At 56.5% G+C, this 14,873-nt stretch carries 13 protein-coding genes and 1 tRNA gene; 7 read left to right on the top strand and 7 right to left on the bottom strand.

The window, feature by feature from the left end; all coding sequences use genetic code 11:
• The first annotated feature begins 34 nt into the window (after nt 1–34).
• Together radD and rplY are read left to right on the top strand one after the other, a co-directional pair.
• Nucleotides 35–1,795 (top strand): DNA repair helicase RadD, encoded by a 1,761-nt coding sequence (gene radD / locus AC4OVS_RS07310; RefSeq protein ID WP_022648732.1) that lies wholly within the window; start codon nt 35–37, stop codon nt 1,793–1,795.
• Nucleotides 1,796–1,920: 125 nt separating this feature from the next.
• Nucleotides 1,921–2,205: a 50S ribosomal protein L25 gene (rplY, locus tag AC4OVS_RS07305; RefSeq protein ID WP_022648733.1), complete on the top strand. Its 285-nt coding sequence runs from the start codon at nt 1,921–1,923 to the stop codon at nt 2,203–2,205.
• 51 nt (nt 2,206–2,256) lie between these two features.
• Here rplY and yejK read toward each other — a convergent pair whose 3' ends face one another.
• Nucleotides 2,257–3,264 carry a nucleoid-associated protein YejK gene (yejK, locus tag AC4OVS_RS07300; protein ID WP_017693031.1) on the bottom strand — a complete coding sequence of 336 codons (1,008 nt, stop codon included), beginning with the start codon at nt 3,262–3,264 and terminating at the stop codon, nt 2,257–2,259.
• Between the two features lie 134 nt (nt 3,265–3,398).
• Here yejK and AC4OVS_RS07295 point away from each other — a divergent pair, with 134 nt between their 5' ends.
• From AC4OVS_RS07295 to AC4OVS_RS07285, 3 genes are all read left to right on the top strand, one after another.
• Nucleotides 3,399–3,626: a YejL family protein gene (locus AC4OVS_RS07295; RefSeq protein WP_001135586.1), complete on the top strand. Its 228-nt coding sequence runs from the start codon at nt 3,399–3,401 to the stop codon at nt 3,624–3,626.
• 19 nt (nt 3,627–3,645) lie between these two features.
• The gene (gene yejM / locus AC4OVS_RS07290; protein ID WP_491922288.1) at nt 3,646–5,406 is read left to right on the top strand and encodes an LPS biosynthesis-modulating metalloenzyme YejM; all 1,761 of its coding nucleotides are present in this window, start codon (nt 3,646–3,648) and stop codon (nt 5,404–5,406) included.
• Between the two features lie 73 nt (nt 5,407–5,479).
• A tRNA-Pro gene (locus AC4OVS_RS07285) sits at nt 5,480–5,556 on the top strand.
• Nucleotides 5,557–5,622: 66 nt separating this feature from the next.
• Here the strand turns inward: AC4OVS_RS07285 and AC4OVS_RS07280 are convergent.
• The gene (locus AC4OVS_RS07280) at nt 5,623–5,883 is read right to left on the bottom strand and encodes a DUF2534 family protein (RefSeq protein ID WP_006811332.1); all 261 of its coding nucleotides are present in this window, start codon (nt 5,881–5,883) and stop codon (nt 5,623–5,625) included.
• A 202-nt stretch (nt 5,884–6,085) separates the two neighbouring features.
• Between AC4OVS_RS07280 and eco the strand changes: the two genes are divergently transcribed.
• The gene (eco, locus tag AC4OVS_RS07275) at nt 6,086–6,595 is read left to right on the top strand and encodes a serine protease inhibitor ecotin (RefSeq protein ID WP_032622478.1); all 510 of its coding nucleotides are present in this window, start codon (nt 6,086–6,088) and stop codon (nt 6,593–6,595) included.
• Between the two features lie 134 nt (nt 6,596–6,729).
• Here eco and mqo read toward each other — a convergent pair whose 3' ends face one another.
• A complete protein-coding gene (gene mqo / locus AC4OVS_RS07270; RefSeq protein WP_032622479.1) occupies nt 6,730–8,379 on the bottom strand; it encodes a malate dehydrogenase (quinone) in 1,650 nt (549 codons plus the stop codon).
• A gap of 187 nt (nt 8,380–8,566) precedes the next feature.
• On the opposite strand from mqo, the gene AC4OVS_RS07265 reads away from it, so the two are divergent.
• Nucleotides 8,567–9,862 carry a SulP family inorganic anion transporter gene (locus AC4OVS_RS07265; RefSeq protein ID WP_045308675.1) on the top strand — a complete coding sequence of 432 codons (1,296 nt, stop codon included), beginning with the start codon at nt 8,567–8,569 and terminating at the stop codon, nt 9,860–9,862.
• Here AC4OVS_RS07265 and mgtE read toward each other — a convergent pair.
• The 4 genes from mgtE to ada all read right to left on the bottom strand — a co-directional run bounded on the left by mgtE (nt 9,825) and on the right by ada (nt 14,830).
• A complete protein-coding gene (gene mgtE / locus AC4OVS_RS07260; RefSeq protein WP_006811337.1) occupies nt 9,825–11,261 on the bottom strand; it encodes a magnesium transporter in 1,437 nt (478 codons plus the stop codon). The two genes, AC4OVS_RS07265 and mgtE, sit on opposite strands and share 38 nt — an antisense overlap.
• Before the next feature lie 140 nt (nt 11,262–11,401).
• Nucleotides 11,402–13,045: a multidrug ABC transporter permease/ATP-binding protein gene (locus tag AC4OVS_RS07255; protein ID WP_003859392.1), complete on the bottom strand. Its 1,644-nt coding sequence runs from the start codon at nt 13,043–13,045 to the stop codon at nt 11,402–11,404.
• Between the two features lie 76 nt (nt 13,046–13,121).
• Entirely contained in the window at nt 13,122–13,772 is a 651-nt protein-coding gene (gene alkB, locus AC4OVS_RS07250; RefSeq protein WP_023300603.1) for a DNA oxidative demethylase AlkB, read from the bottom strand.
• Entirely contained in the window at nt 13,772–14,830 is a 1,059-nt protein-coding gene (gene ada / locus AC4OVS_RS07245) for a bifunctional DNA-binding transcriptional regulator/O6-methylguanine-DNA methyltransferase Ada (protein ID WP_023300604.1), read from the bottom strand. The genes alkB and ada overlap by 1 nt, the downstream gene beginning before the upstream one ends.
• Nucleotides 14,831–14,873 lie beyond the last annotated feature (43 nt).

Below are 14,873 nucleotides of genomic sequence, written 5' to 3'. Positions count from 1 at the left end.
CATACTATATGCGAGTTAACTGAATAGAGAAGCCATGACGTTCACACTACGCCCCTATCAGCAAGAAGCCGTTGATGCCACCCTCGCCTGGTTTCGCAAGCACCGGGAACCCGCCGCCATCGTGCTCCCGACCGGAGCCGGTAAAAGCCTGGTGATTGCCGAACTGGCGCGCCTGGCTCGCGGGCGCGTGCTGGTGCTGGCGCACGTAAAAGAGCTGGTGGCGCAAAACCACGCCAAATATTGCGCGCTCGGCCTGGAGGCCGATATTTTTGCCGCCGGGCTGAAGCGCAAAGAGAGCCACGGGAAAGTGGTGTTTGGCAGCGTACAGTCCGTTGCGCGCAACCTGGACCTGTTTCGCAGCGAGTTTTCCCTGCTGATTGTCGATGAGTGTCACCGCATCAGCGATGACGACGACAGCCAGTATCAGCAAATCCTCACTCATCTGAGAGAGGTGAACCCTCACTTACGCCTGCTTGGCCTGACCGCCACGCCATTTCGTCTGGGCAAGGGCTGGATTTATCAGTTTCATTATCACGGCATGGTGCGTGGCGATGAAAAGGCCCTGTTCCGCGACTGTATCTATGAGCTTCCGCTGCGCTACATGATCAAGCATGGCTATCTGACGCCACCGGAGCGGCTGGATATGCCGGTCGTGCAGTACGATTTCAGCCGCTTACAGGCGCAGAGCAACGGGCTGTTCAGCGAGGCGGATCTTAACCATGAGCTGAAAAAACAGAAGCGGATCACGCCGCATATCATCAGCCAGATTGAAGAGTTTGCGCAAACGCGCAAAGGGGTGATGATTTTTGCTGCTACCGTCGAACACGCGCGTGAAATCACGGGGCTTCTGCCCACCAACGACGCGGCGTTAATTACCGGTGAAACCCCCGGGCCGGAGCGCGACAGCCTGATTGAGGCTTTCAAAGCCCAGCAGTTCCGCTACCTGGTGAATGTCTCCGTATTAACCACCGGGTTTGACGCCCCGCACGTTGACCTGATTGCGATTCTTCGCCCGACCGAATCCGTCAGCCTGTACCAGCAGATTGTCGGCCGTGGCCTGCGCCTGGCACCGGGCAAAACCGACTGTCTGATCCTCGATTATGCCGGTAATCCGCACGATCTCTACTCCCCGGAAGTGGGCACGCCAAAAGGCAAGAGCGACAACGTGCCGGTACAGGTGTTTTGTCCGGCCTGCGGGTTTGCCAACACTTTCTGGGGCAAAACTACCGCCGACGGCACGCTGATCGAACATTTTGGCCGCCGCTGTCAGGGCTGGTTTGAAGACGATGAAGGCCATCGCGAACAGTGTGATTTCCGCTTCCGCTTCAAAAACTGCCCGCAGTGCAACGCCGAGAACGATATCGCTGCCCGCCGCTGTCGGGAGTGTGACACGGTGTTGGTCGACCCGGATGACATGCTGAAAGCGGCGCTGAAACTGAAAGATGCGCTGGTGCTGCGCTGTTCCGGCATGGTCTTACAGCCCGGTGCGGATGAAAAAGGCGAGTGGCTAAAGATTACCTATTACGACGAGGACGGCGCAGACGTCAGCGAGCGGTTCAGGGTCCAGACGCCCGCCCAGCGCACCGCGTTCGAACAGCTCTTTATCCGCCCGCATACCCGCACGCCCGGCGTGCCGCTGCGCTGGATAACCGTTGCCGATATCGTGCGCCAGCAGGCGCTGCTGCGCCATCCTGATTTTGTTGTCGCCCGTAAAAAAGGGCAGTTCTGGCAGGTGCGTGAGAAGGTCTTTGACTATGAAGGACGCTTTCGCCGGGCAAACGAATTGCGCGGTTAACGGGACTTTTCGTTGATGCGCGAGCCATTTGAGTATAAAATGCCGCCCGCTTCACATCCGTGAGGCAGAACACTCACCTGCTGCTGGGTCGCCTGTAGCAGGGTTTTAAATACAGAGAGAAATCAATGTTCACTATCGAAGCAGAAGTACGTAACGTGCAGGGTAAGGGTGCGAGCCGCCGCCTGCGTAACGCTAACAAGTTCCCGGCTATCGTTTACGGTGGCGAAGCTGCTCCAGTTGCAATCGAACTGGATCACGACAAAGTGTGGAACATGCAGAACAAAGCTGAATTCTACAGCGAAGTTCTGACCATCGTTGTTGGCGGTAAAGAAGAAAAAGTGAAAGTTCAGGCTGTTCAGCGTCACCCGTTCAAGCCAAAACTGTCTCACATCGACTTCGTTCGCGCGTAATCGCAAACCTGTCGAGAAAAACCCCGCTTCTGCGGGGTTTTTTTATGGCCGCTACTTACCGCCTGAGGTGCGACGCTGGAGCTGATCGCGCAGATTCGGCGGCGTGCCTTTAATGGTCAGCGTGTCGGTCGCCGGATCCCAGAAGATACGTTCCCCGAGCAGCATGGCATCAAAGTTAATGGTTAACCCACCGCCGCTACCGGCAAATTTCGTCAGCTGACGCAGCGTACTGCGATCCGCCGGGAAGCTCTCTTCCAGCTCATAGCCTTTTTCTGCGGTAAATTCCTGGAAGCTGACTTCGCTGACGCCCGCCAGCTCTTTGGACAGCGACTCCAGCTCAATCTCTTCCCCGGCCTGTAACTGCTCGTTACAGTAGCTGTAAACCTGCTGACGCACGGTCTGACGCTCAGATTTATCCAGCTGCGCCTCAGCGGTAAAGTCATCCACCGCCTGGAGCAGACCTTTGTTCTGCGCTTTGGCGTTCAGCCCTTCACTGGCACCGAGGAAGTCCATAAAGAAATCGGCCACTTTGCGGCCCACGCGGCCTTTAAGGAAGGTCAGGTAGCGCGTCGATTCCGGATTGGTTTCCCATTCGGTTAAATCAATACGCGCCACAATATCCGCATGGTTGATATCCAGATAGTGCGTTGAGCTGATATCCAACTGCTCGTTCACACGCATGCTGCTTAAATTATTCAGCACGGTGACCAGCAGATACTCTACCGCCAGATAGCGGTAGTGGCAGAACAGGACGATACCGCCATCGGCGAAGGGATATTTCGCCAGTTCGTCACGAAGACGGCCGGTTGCAGCGCGGCTGAATGCCAGGAAATCCTCTTCGCCCTGACGTTGCAGGCGCAGGCTATCCGCCAGCTCGCTCTCTTCGCTGAACAAGCCATAGGCTTTATTTTTCGCGCTGTAGACGCGATGCAACTCCGCCATCATCTCGACAACGGTAGGCGTTGGTTCCAGTAACGAATCGCGTAGCACCACTTCAAGGGTTTGCTCATCACGCTTGATAAGCTGGTGCAAGGCAATCTGGTTGATTTCCAGACTCATGATAAACTCTCCTTTTAGACCGGGCGGTATTCAACCACCACCAACGCATGTGTGCAACAGAAGATAAAAAAGGGGAAAAAAAGCTGTTGCTACGGTAATATGTCGCCCTTCTCTCAACAAACTGATTTTGATTTATGCCACAACATTCCCGCTACAGTGACGAACACGTTGAACAACTGCTCAGTGAGCTGGTCAACGTACTGGAAAAACATAAAACGCCAACCGATCTCTCCCTGATGGTTTTGGGAAATATGGTTACCAACCTGATCAATACCAGCGTTGCTCCGGCTCAGCGTCAGGCGATCGCCAAATCTTTCGCCCAGGCTTTGCAGTCATCCGTTAGCGACGACCAGGCACACTAAGGGAAACGAACAACAGTTTATGGTGACGAATCGTCAGCGCTACCGTGAAAAAGTCTCCCAGATGGTCAGCTGGGGGCACTGGTTTGCCCTGTTCAACATTCTGTTGGCGATGGTGCTCGGCTGCCGTTATCTGTTTGTGGCAGACTGGCCAACCACGTTAACCGGGCGTATCTACTCGTGGATGAGCCTTGTTGGTCACTTTAGCTTTCTGGTCTTCGCCACCTATCTGCTGATCCTGTTCCCACTGACGTTTATCGTCATGTCGCAGCGGCTGATGCGCTTCCTGTCCGCCATTCTTGCGACGGCGGGCATGACGCTGTTGCTTATCGACAGCGAAGTCTTTACCCGGTTCCACCTGCACCTGAATCCTGTCGTCTGGGAGCTGGTGATTAACCCGGATCAGAACGAGACCGCCCGCGACTGGCAGCTGATGTTTATCAGCGTGCCGATTATCCTGCTGATCGAAATGTTGTTCGCGACGTGGAGCTGGCAAAAGCTCCGCAGCCTGACCCGACGCCGACATTATGCGAAGCCCGTCGCGGCGCTCTTTTTCGCCTCATTTATCGGTTCGCACCTGATGTATATCTGGGCAGATGCGAACTTCTACCGCCCTATTACCATGCAGCGCGCGAATCTGCCGCTCTCCTATCCGATGACGGCACGTCGTTTCCTTGAAAAACACGGTCTGCTGGACGCGCAGGAGTATCAGCGTCGTCTGGTCGAACAGGGTAATCCGGAAGCGGTCAGCGTGCAGTATCCCCTGAGCGATCTGAAATATCGCGACATGGGGCGCGGTCAGAACGTGCTGCTGATTACCGTCGATGGCCTGAACTATTCTCGCTATGAGAAGCAGATGCCTGCCCTGGCTGAATTCGCTGAGAACAACATCGTATTCACTCAGCATATGAGTTCCGGTAATTCGACCGACGCGGGTATTTTCGGTCTGTTCTACGGCATTTCACCGAGCTATATGGACGGCGTGCTGTCGGCCCGTATTCCGGCTGCATTGATTACCGGGCTTAATCAGCAGGGCTACCAGCTGGGGCTGTTCGCCTCTGATGGTTTCAACAGCTCGCTGTACCGCCAGGCGCTGCTGTCTGATTTCTCACTGCCAGCCGCGCAGAGCCAGTCTGACGATCGGACTGCTGACCAGTGGATAGACTGGCTGAAGCGCTATGCACAGGAAGATAACCGCTGGTTCTCCTGGGTTGCGTTTAACGGCACAAATCTTGATGACAGCAATCAGAAAGGCTTCGCGCGCCGCTATAGCCGTGCGGCGGGTGATGTCGATGCGCAGATCGCTCGCGTGCTGACCGCCCTGCGCGACGCGGGCAAGCTGGACAATACGGTCGTCATTATCACGGCGGGGCATGGCGTGCCGCTCGGCGACGAAGCGAAGGGCATGGACTGGTCGCGCCCGAACCTGCATGTCCCGCTGGTGATCCACTGGCCGGGCACTCCCGCGCAACGCATCAATATGCTGACCGACCATAAAGACGTCATGACCACGTTAATGCAGCGGCTGCTGCACGTTAGCACGCCGGCAATTGAATACTCGCAGGGACAAGACCTCTTTAACGCCACGCGGCGTCATAACTGGGTCACGGCTGCTGGCGAAAACACGCTGGTGGTGACCACGCCGACGCTGTCCCTTGTGCTGAACAGCAACGGCAATTACCAGACGTACAGCCTCGAAGGTGAGAAGCTGAAAGACCAGAAACCGCAGCTCAGCTTGCTGTTGCAGGTGCTGACAGACGAGAAGCGCTTTATCGCTAACTGATTATTTATGAATCAGTTAGCGTTGCTTCCCCCTTGCAATCAAAAAGGAATCGAGTAGTATTCCTTTTATGCGTCGGCACGTAGCGCAGCCTGGTAGCGCACCGTCATGGGGTGTCGGGGGTCGGAGGTTCAAATCCTCTCGTGCCGACCAAAACTACACAAAAAAACCAGCCGCTTATGGCTGGTTTTTTATTGCCTGTCTTCGCATGCACAATGCTTAGTGCTTCTCACGCCCACCGAGAAAGAAAATCCCCAGCGGAATCGCCAGCAGGACGGTGAACACCAGACTGTAAACAAAGATCATCGCTGATTGCAGGACAAACATGCTGGTTGTCCACGCAGAGAGCGGGATGTTGTACTGCTCGATCACGCCGACAATGGTTGCTCGCCCCACGCATGCAGCAGCAATCATAAACACAACCAGTAACGCCAGCAGGAACTTGCGGCCTTCAGGTGTCTTCAGTTTTTCCCGTACCATCTCTTCTCCCTTTACAGATGAATAACAATAATTAACGCGTAAAATAACACGATCTCTGCACCGACTCCACCACAGCATTAAACACCAATAAAAGAGCATAAAAGCAGTGCTTTACTCCGTTTAAAATGAAAATGTGAGTAAATTACGCCAACCATTCACATACATTATGTTAGTCTTTCCGGGATCGTTTTAACAAAAAGGAATGACAGTGAAAAACGCACCTAAATTTGCCATCGCCCTTATCGCCGCTGCGTGCGCGAGCACCAGCGCTTTCGCCAGCGAAACCCCAAAAGAGCAGCCGCTGGAAAAAGTTGCCCCGTATCCGCAAGCGGACAAAGGGATGAAGCGCCAGGTTATTCAGCTCCCGGCTCAGCAGAATGAAGGGAATTTCAAAGTCGAGCTGTTAATCGGCCAGACGCTGGAAGTGGACTGCAACCAGCATCGTCTGGGCGGCCAACTGGAAAGCAAAACGCTGGAAGGCTGGGGTTATGACTACTATGTCTTCGACAAAGTAACCTCGCCAGTCTCCACCATGATGGCGTGCCCGGACGGCAAGAAAGAGAAGAAATTTATCACCGCCTATCTGGGTGATAACAGTCTGCTGCGCTATAACAGCAAGCTGCCGATTGTCGTTTATACGCCGGAAAACGTGGATGTGAAATATCGCGTATGGAAGGCGGATGAGACGGTAGGACAAGCAGTAGTTCGTTAAAAATAAGTCGGGTGGCGCTCACGCTTACCCGACCTGGAAAGGGTGCGTTCTGGTGCCCTCACCCCAACCCTCTCCCGGTGGGAGAGGGAGAAAACACGAAAAACGGTAACGGATGTTACCGTTTTGCGTTTACCTTACAGCGCGATATCCGCAACCGGCTTGTTTTCCGCCTGAGGCTTCAGCTCTGCCTGTGGCGCAGCATCCGCAGCCTGCGGTTTGACGTATTGCAGTTGCAGAACGCGACTGGTGTATTCCAGCTCTTGTTCCGTGGCGTCAACGTTACCGTTCAGCTTCGTACCGTAGGATGGAATAATGGTTTTCAGCTTCGCCTGCCATTCCGGGCTGGATACTTTGTCCTTAAACACTTTTTCCATCAGGTGTAGCATGATTGGCGCAGCGGTAGACGCCCCCGGGGATGCTCCCAGCAGCGCGGCAATAGTGCCATCCTTATCGCTTACTACTTCGGTACCCAGACGCAGCACACCGCCCTCTTTCGGATCGCGTTTGATGATCTGCACGCGCTGACCCGCCTGCCACAGACGCCAGTCTTCTTTCTTCGCCTGCGGATAGTACTCTTTCAGCGCCTCGAAGCGTTCTTCATCAGAGAGCATCACCTGGCTAATCAGGTATTTCACCAGATCGAAGTTATCCAGTCCCACGTCCATCATTGGCTTGACGTTCGACGTCGTGGTCGCGCTCAGCAGATCCCAAAGGGAACCGTTTTTCAGGAACTTGGTGGAGAATGTGGCGAACGGCCCGAACAGCACTACGCGCTTACCGTCCAGCATACGGGTGTCGATATGGGGAACGGACATCGGTGGCGCACCAACAGAAGCCTGACCGTACACTTTAGCCAGATGACGGTTAACCACTTCAGGGTTTTCTGACACCAGGAACTGGCCGCCAACCGGGAAGCCGGCGTAGTCGTCCGCTTCCGGAATACCGGACTCCTGCAACAGTTTCAGCGCCGCGCCGCCAGCACCGATAAACACGAACTTCGCCTTAATCACATGCTCGGCTTCGTTGTTTTTCAGATCGGCAACGGTCACGCTCCAGCTGTTATCCGCGTTGCGCTTGAAACCACGTACTTCGGAGCTGAGTTGCAGGTTAAAGTTCTCTTTTTTCTTCAGAGAGGCCACCAGCTGACGGGTGATTTCACCGTAGTTAACGTCAGTACCAATTTCAGTGCGGGTCGCCGCCACTTTCTGGTTCGGATCGCGGCCTTCCATAACCAGCGGCGCCCACTCTTTGATTTGAGCGTGATCTTCAGAGTATTTCATCCCGCGGAACAGCGTGCTCTGTTGCAGGGCTGCGTAGCGCGCGCGCAGGAAGTTGACGTTTTGATCGCCCCACACAAAGCTCATGTGCGGAACGGTGTTGATGAAGGAGTGCGGATTGTGCAACACACCGCTGTTCACCTGGTGAGACCAGAACTGACGTGAGATCTGGAACGCTTCGTTGATCTCTACCGCCTTCTCGATACTAATGGAACCGTCCTTTTTCTGCGGCGTATAGTTCAGTTCCATAAGTGCCGAGTGCCCCGTCCCGGCGTTATTCCAGCCGTTAGAGCTTTCCTGCGCCACGCCATCAAGGCGCTCGACCATGGTCATGGACCAGTTCGGCTCTAATTCCTGAAGATATGTGCCCAGCGTGGCGCTCATGATGCCGCCACCAATTAAAAGGACATCCGTTTCCTGCTCTTTTGGTGCGTCAGCCTTCGCCGCCAGCGAGACGGCGTTCAGCCCCACGGCCAGAGAAAAGAGCACGGCAGTCATTTTTTTCATCATTTATGCCTTAGTTGAATAGTGCTTGATGCGTAGAAATTACAGGTGAAACACGCTGCGGTGGCACGGTAGCAACTTTTAAATATTGTTTAAAGGTTACGAAATTATTGTAATTGTGAAATTTAATGATGGATTGTTTGTAGGGTTTTGGCATACAGGCTGGCACCCGACGATTTTCCTGGCTATGATGCTGCACTTTGTGATCGCGCGCACGGAAGCCTGCCCCTACCAGCGAATTGTTATGTCATTACCTCACTCGTCTGTACCCCAAGAAGGCCATGTCGCCACCGTTTTACGTTCGCCTCAACGTCTGATGCGCGAAACCCTGGCCGGCGTGATTACCGCGCTGGCGCTGATCCCGGAAGTGATTTCGTTTTCCGTGGTCGCGGGCGTGGATCCGAAAGTGAGCCTTATCGCCTCCGTGGTGCTCTGTTTCGCCCTTTCCCTGCTCGGCGGGCGTCCGGCCATGGTGACGGCGGCGGCCGGTTCCGTCGCGCTGGTGATTGGCCCGATGGTCCATCAACACGGCGTACAGTACATTCTGCCCGCGGTGGTGATGGCTGGCGTGATTCAGATCCTGTTCGGCGCGCTGGGAATGGCGCGGCTGATGCGCTTTATTCCCCAGTCGGTGATGACCGGGTTTGTTAACGCCCTTGGCATTTTGATTTTCTTTGCCCAGGTGCCCCATTTCTGGAGCCGAAGCCCGCTGATAGTAGGCCTGTTCGTGCTGACGCTGCTGATTGTGCTGTGGGTGCCACGCTATATTAAAAGCGTACCCTCCCCGCTGATTGCCATTGTGCTGCTGACTTTGTTCACCGTCACCAGCGGGCAAATCCTGCCAACGGTAGGGGATGAAGGCTCCATGAGCGGCGGTTTGCCGGGCTTTACGCAACTGCTGGTGCCGCTCAATCTGGAAACCCTGAGCATTATCTGGCCGTGTGCGCTAAGTATCGCTTTTGTTGGCCTGCTGGAATCCTTGCTGACGGCAAAACTGGTGGATGAACTGACCGTTACCCCTTCAAGCAAGCGCCGCGAGAGCATCGGTCTGGGCGTGGGGAATATTATGGCCGGGTTCTACGGCGGCATTGCGGGCTGCGCGATGATTGGGCAGACCATCGTTAACGTGGAGATGGGGAAAGGCAGAAGCCGTATCTCCACCCTTGCGGCGGGTATCGTACTGCTTGTGCTGGTTACGGCGCTCAGCGAGGTGATGGCCAAAATCCCGATGGCGGTACTGGCGGGTATTATGGCCATTGTGGCCGTCAAGACCTTTAGCTGGCATAGCGTTCAGCCCGGAACGCTGAAAAACGCGCCGGTGGCTGAAACCGTCGTGATGCTGGTGACGGTTGTGGCAACGGTTTCCACCGGCAACCTGGCGATTGGCGTGCTGGGCGGGATTGTGATGATGTTCATCCTCCCTGCCCGACTTAAGCAAAAAGCACTGGCTACAGAAGAAAAATCGTCGCCAGTCCAAGAAAAATAAAGAAACCGCCGGTATCGGTAATGGCGGTGATCATCACGCTCGACCCCACCGCGGGGTCGCGCCCCAGCCGGGTCATCGTTAATGGGATAATCACGCCCATCATCGCCGCCACCAGCAGGTTCAGCACCATCGCCAGCATCATGACCCCGCCCAGCGCCATATCATCGTACAGCCACCAGGTAATGCCGCCCATGATGCCGCCCCAGACAAGGCCGTTAATCAGCGCGACGCCCATCTCCCTGAAAATCAGCCACGAAAAATTACCCGGCTGAATGTTTTCCAGCGCCAGGGCGCGAACGATCATGGTGATAGTCTGGTTGCCGGTGTTCCCGCCGATCCCCGCCACAATCGGCATCAACGACGCCAGGGCCACCAGTTGGGAAATAGTATGTTCGAAGCCGTCAATAACGCGGGACGCCACGAACGCGGTGCATAAATTGATGGCGAGCCACGCCCAGCGGGTTTTGACGGCCTTGCCGACGGAGGCATGAACATCGTCTTCGGCACTGATACCGCCAAGGGCACGCAGGTCGTTATCGGTCTCTTCATAGACCACGTCAACGATCTCATCAATGGTCAGACGCCCCATCAGCTTGCCCACCGAATCCACCACCGCCGCGCTCACCAGGTCATCACGTTCGAAGGTACGCGCGGCTTTTTCGGCATCGTCTTCCGGCGAGAAGACCATCGGCTCGGTTTCCATGACCTCACTTACCCGCTGCTGGGTGCTGTTCAGCAGGATCGTTTTCAGCTCCAGCTCCCCGAGCAGGGTTTTATCCCGCGAGGTGACGAACAGTTTATCGGTGTTGTCCGGCATACTGCCCAGGCGACGAAGATAGCGCTGCACCGTACCCAGGGTGACGTCCGGACGCACGGTGATGACGCCAAACTCCATGATCGCGCCGACGCTATTTTTCTCGTAGTGCATCACCTGACGCACGCGCGCCCGCTCCTCGGCAGGCAGGGAAGCCAGCAGGCGTCCGGTCAGGTTGCGCGGAAGATGCTGAACGAGGTAAATCTGCTCATCGATATCCAGCGTTTGCAGGGCGTCAAGAATGTCCCGATCGCTCATCTCATCGATAAGGTCATCCCAGACGTTTTCCGAGGCTTCAAGCAGCACCTGACCGCGCTCATGATCCTGCACCAGCCGCCACAGGGCGTGGCGCTCCTCGGAAGGCAATGCCTCCAGGGTGTCCGCCAGATCCGGAGGTGGTAAATGTGCAACCAGCGCACCTACCTCAGCAATATCGTCGGCCAGCGTGCCGACATCATATTGCTCAGCCAGGGTTAGCTTACCCAATAACGTTGACGTGACCGCTTTATCGGTCGTCAGGAGCCAGATGAGCCGCGCACGCTCCTGGTCACGCTGCCTGGCGCTGTTTTTCTTTAATACCGACATCAATCATAAATCCATTAAATGAGTTGGCGTTAAGCATAGCGCGGGGATATGTAAATAAGAATAAACGGCGGGTCGGGATGGAGAAAAAAACGGCATATATGAAAAATGAGTGTGCCGGGGGCCACCCGGCACAATTGCAATCAGGCCGTGCGCGCCACCGCGTCCCGTGACGCCGCATCGCGCTCATCGCCGGTCAGCTCGCTCAGTTTGCCGTCGCGCATCTCCAGCAGACGGTCGGCGTGAATGAAGTAGTGATCGTCATGGCTGATGGCAAAAATGGTTTTCCCCATCGCCTGCATCAGCGGCAGCAGGACCTGATAAAACTCGCGACGGAAGTGCGGGTCCTGATCGGCGGCCCATTCATCCAGCAGGATGATGTCGCGCTCTTCGGCCAGCGCCAGCAGCAGCGCCACGCGCTTCTTCTGCCCTTTCGACAGCTTGAGATTCAGGATTTTGCCATCCTGAAGCTCCAGCTTGTGCGACATTTGCAGGTGCGCAAGCCACTTCTCCACCAGCGCCGGATCCGCCTGCTGCCCTTCCGGGCCCAGCAGCCGGTCGAACAGCCAGACGTCGGTAAATACCGCCGAAAAGAGCTTGCGGTAGTCCTCCGGTTTCTCCGCGCTCAGCGCTTTACCATCCAGCAAAATTTCACCCGACTGCGGCTGGTAGAGGCCCGTCAGCAGCATCGCCAGCGTGGATTTGCCGCTGCCGTTACCGCCGATCAGGAACAGCAGTTCGCCGCGGTGAATGGTCAGATTTATCGGCCCCACGGAGAAGGCGTTATCCTGATAGCGGAAGGTAACGTTACGCAGCTCCAGCGTTTGCCAGTTCGGGAAGGCCTGCGGGCGCGGGAACTCAGCCTTAAACGGCGCAAGGTCGAACTTCTTCAGCTTGTTGAAGGCCACCTGTGCGCTCAGCAGCGTCGGTAGTGCGCCAACGGCCGACAGCAGCGGCGTGCGTAAAAACAGCAGCGTCAGGGAGTACGTTGCCGCCACGTTGGTATCCGCCCACCCCAGGCTGTTCGCCATCCAGAACACCAGGCCAATGGCACCCAGCATCATGATGTTGGACCAGTTCACGGCGCTCAGGTGGAACGTATCGGCGCGAATAATGTGATGACGATATTCGTGCGCATCCGGGATATAGAGATGGTTGAAGATATGTTCGGCGCGCTCGCGGTTCAGCGTCAGCTCTTTGCGCCCTTCCAGCACTGTCTGATAATCGTTATAGAGCTTGTCTTCCGTTTCGCGCAGCACCGCCATGTGCTTATAGACGCGTGATACCAGCAGGAACCCGCCCCAGATGGTAATAACAATCCACAGCGCCGTTACCGCCAGCATTTTGCTGGAGAGCCAGGCGAGATAGGCTGCCGAGCCAAAGGTCAGGATGATCCCCTGCACCAGCTCCGGCAGGCGCACAAAGGCGATGGTAATGGCGCGCACATCGCTGGTCAGCCCCGCCAGCAGAGAAGCACTTCCCAGCTGTTCGATGCGTTCCACTTGAGTATCAAGGATCCGTTTGATGAACTCACTGCGCAGACGGAAAACGAAGTGGTGGCCGAGCGCGGTCAGCGCCAGCTGTGACCCGAGCGTGACTGCCATCAGCAGCAGCAGTAAACCCAGAAATTCCGGCAGGACGGAGAGTGACGTGTCGACCATTTCGATCAAACGCACGTTAATGAAGGCAATCAGGCCGATCCCCAGCGCCGCGCTGGCAAGGCTTAGCGCCATCACCGCGATAAAAGGCCAGCGATACTGCCGCCAGACAAGAAGAAGTAGTTGCATGCAGAGCAATCCGGACAAGAAAAATCAGCCAGCAGTGTAAACTGCCTTTCACACACATCAAGAATAATTCTTATTTTTATTCTCTGTACGCTGCCTGGCGGAACGTGAGGTTGTAGCGAAACGCCCCCGCCACCGGGTGATCGCCATTTTTAAGCGGCTGAATGCCGTGATAAAAAAGCCGTGATTCACCGCCCCAGACCACCACATCGCCATGCTCCAGCATCAGCCGTTTGAGCGGGTCGTTGCGCCGCAGGCCGCCAAACTGAAAGACAGCGGGCAACCCAAGGGATACCGACACAATCGGCGCGCGCAGGTCAGGCTCGTCCTTATCCTGATGCAGGGAGAGTTTTGCCCCGACGGCATAGCGGTTGATCAGACAGGCATCGGGACGAAAATCAGGATAGCCGGCCGCGACGGCGGCATCGTGACACAGCGCCTGAAACGCCTCCGGCATCGGCGGCCACGGCCTATCCGTCAGCGGGTCGTTCGCGGCATATACATAGCCCCGCTCATTCGTCGCCCATCCCAGTTCGCCGCAGTTGGTCATCGCCACGGACATGGTATACCCGCCCGGCGTGACCATATGGCGAAACGGCGAACGGGCGGTGACGGTATCAATACCGTCGAACAGCGCCGCCGCGCGGGAAAGCGCAAAACGTCTCAGGATCGTCGCCCCCGGCGCGAGCGGCTCCTGCCAGGGTTCAGCATCAGCAAAAAGATCGAGCATTATCCCTCCGGGTTGTTCGCCTCACGTTTCAACAATAGCACCTTACGCGCTGCGCCCCAGCGATAACCCGACAGCGCACCGTCGTTACGCACCACGCGGTGACAGGGGATAACTATCGCCAGTTTGTTGGCTCCGCAGGCCCCCGCCACGGCACGTACGGCATTGGGTTTACCAATGGCCTTCGCCACCTGCTGATAGCTCGCCGTTTCACCGCAGGGGATAGCCCGCAGCGCCTGCCAGACCTGCTGCTGGAAGGCGGTACCCCGGATATCCAGCGGTAACGTCAACGGCGTCGCGCGGCTGTCGACAGAGGCAATCACCTGACGAACACGCCCGGCAAATGCGCCTTCCATCGGTTCACGGACGGCAAGCGGAAACAGTGACAGCAGCTCAGCCGTCAGCCCGGCGTCGTCATCACCCAGCAGTATTGCGCAGATCCCGCGCTCGCTTTCCGCCACCAGACAGTGGCCCAGCGAGCAGTCGCTGATGGCATAGCGGACCGCAGCCTCTCCGTTACGGTACTGTTTCGCCGTCATGCCCAGCGCGCCGTTGGCTTTACGGTAGTAGCTGCTGCCGTCCGGGAAGCCAGCGGCCAGTACGGCGTCGGTGATTTTACCGCCCTGTGCAAGCAGGCTACGCAGGCGTTGTTCACGCGCGGCCTGCTGCCATGCTTTCGGCGTCATGCCGGTGACGGATTTAAACAAGCGGTGGAAATGGAACGGACTCATGCCAACCTGCTGCGCCAGGGCCTCCAGGTTCAGCGCGGCATCCTGCTCAAGCAGTCGGCAGGCCAGCGCAACGTTGGCCTTTTTCTGCGCCATAGGGTCGACCTGGTCCGGCCTACAGCGCTTACAGGGGCGGAAACCCGCCTGCGCGGCCTGGTGAGCATCAGGATAAAAGCAGACATTTTTACGCAGCGCGTGGCGGGCACGGCAGGACGGACGACAATAAATGCCGGTCGTCTGCACGGCAAAGACAAACTGGTTATCCGCACGCGGATCGCGGGCCAGAACAGCCTGCCAGCGATCCTCATCGGTAAGATAGGTTGTGTTTTTCATCATCGGCTCCTCTTACAAGCATACGCTCAGCTTGCCTGAACGC

This window comes from Enterobacter sp. 4974935 (assembly GCF_058661735.1).
The sequence above is the reverse complement of the archived record's forward strand: the minus strand, read 5'-3'. Positions and strand labels throughout refer to the sequence as shown.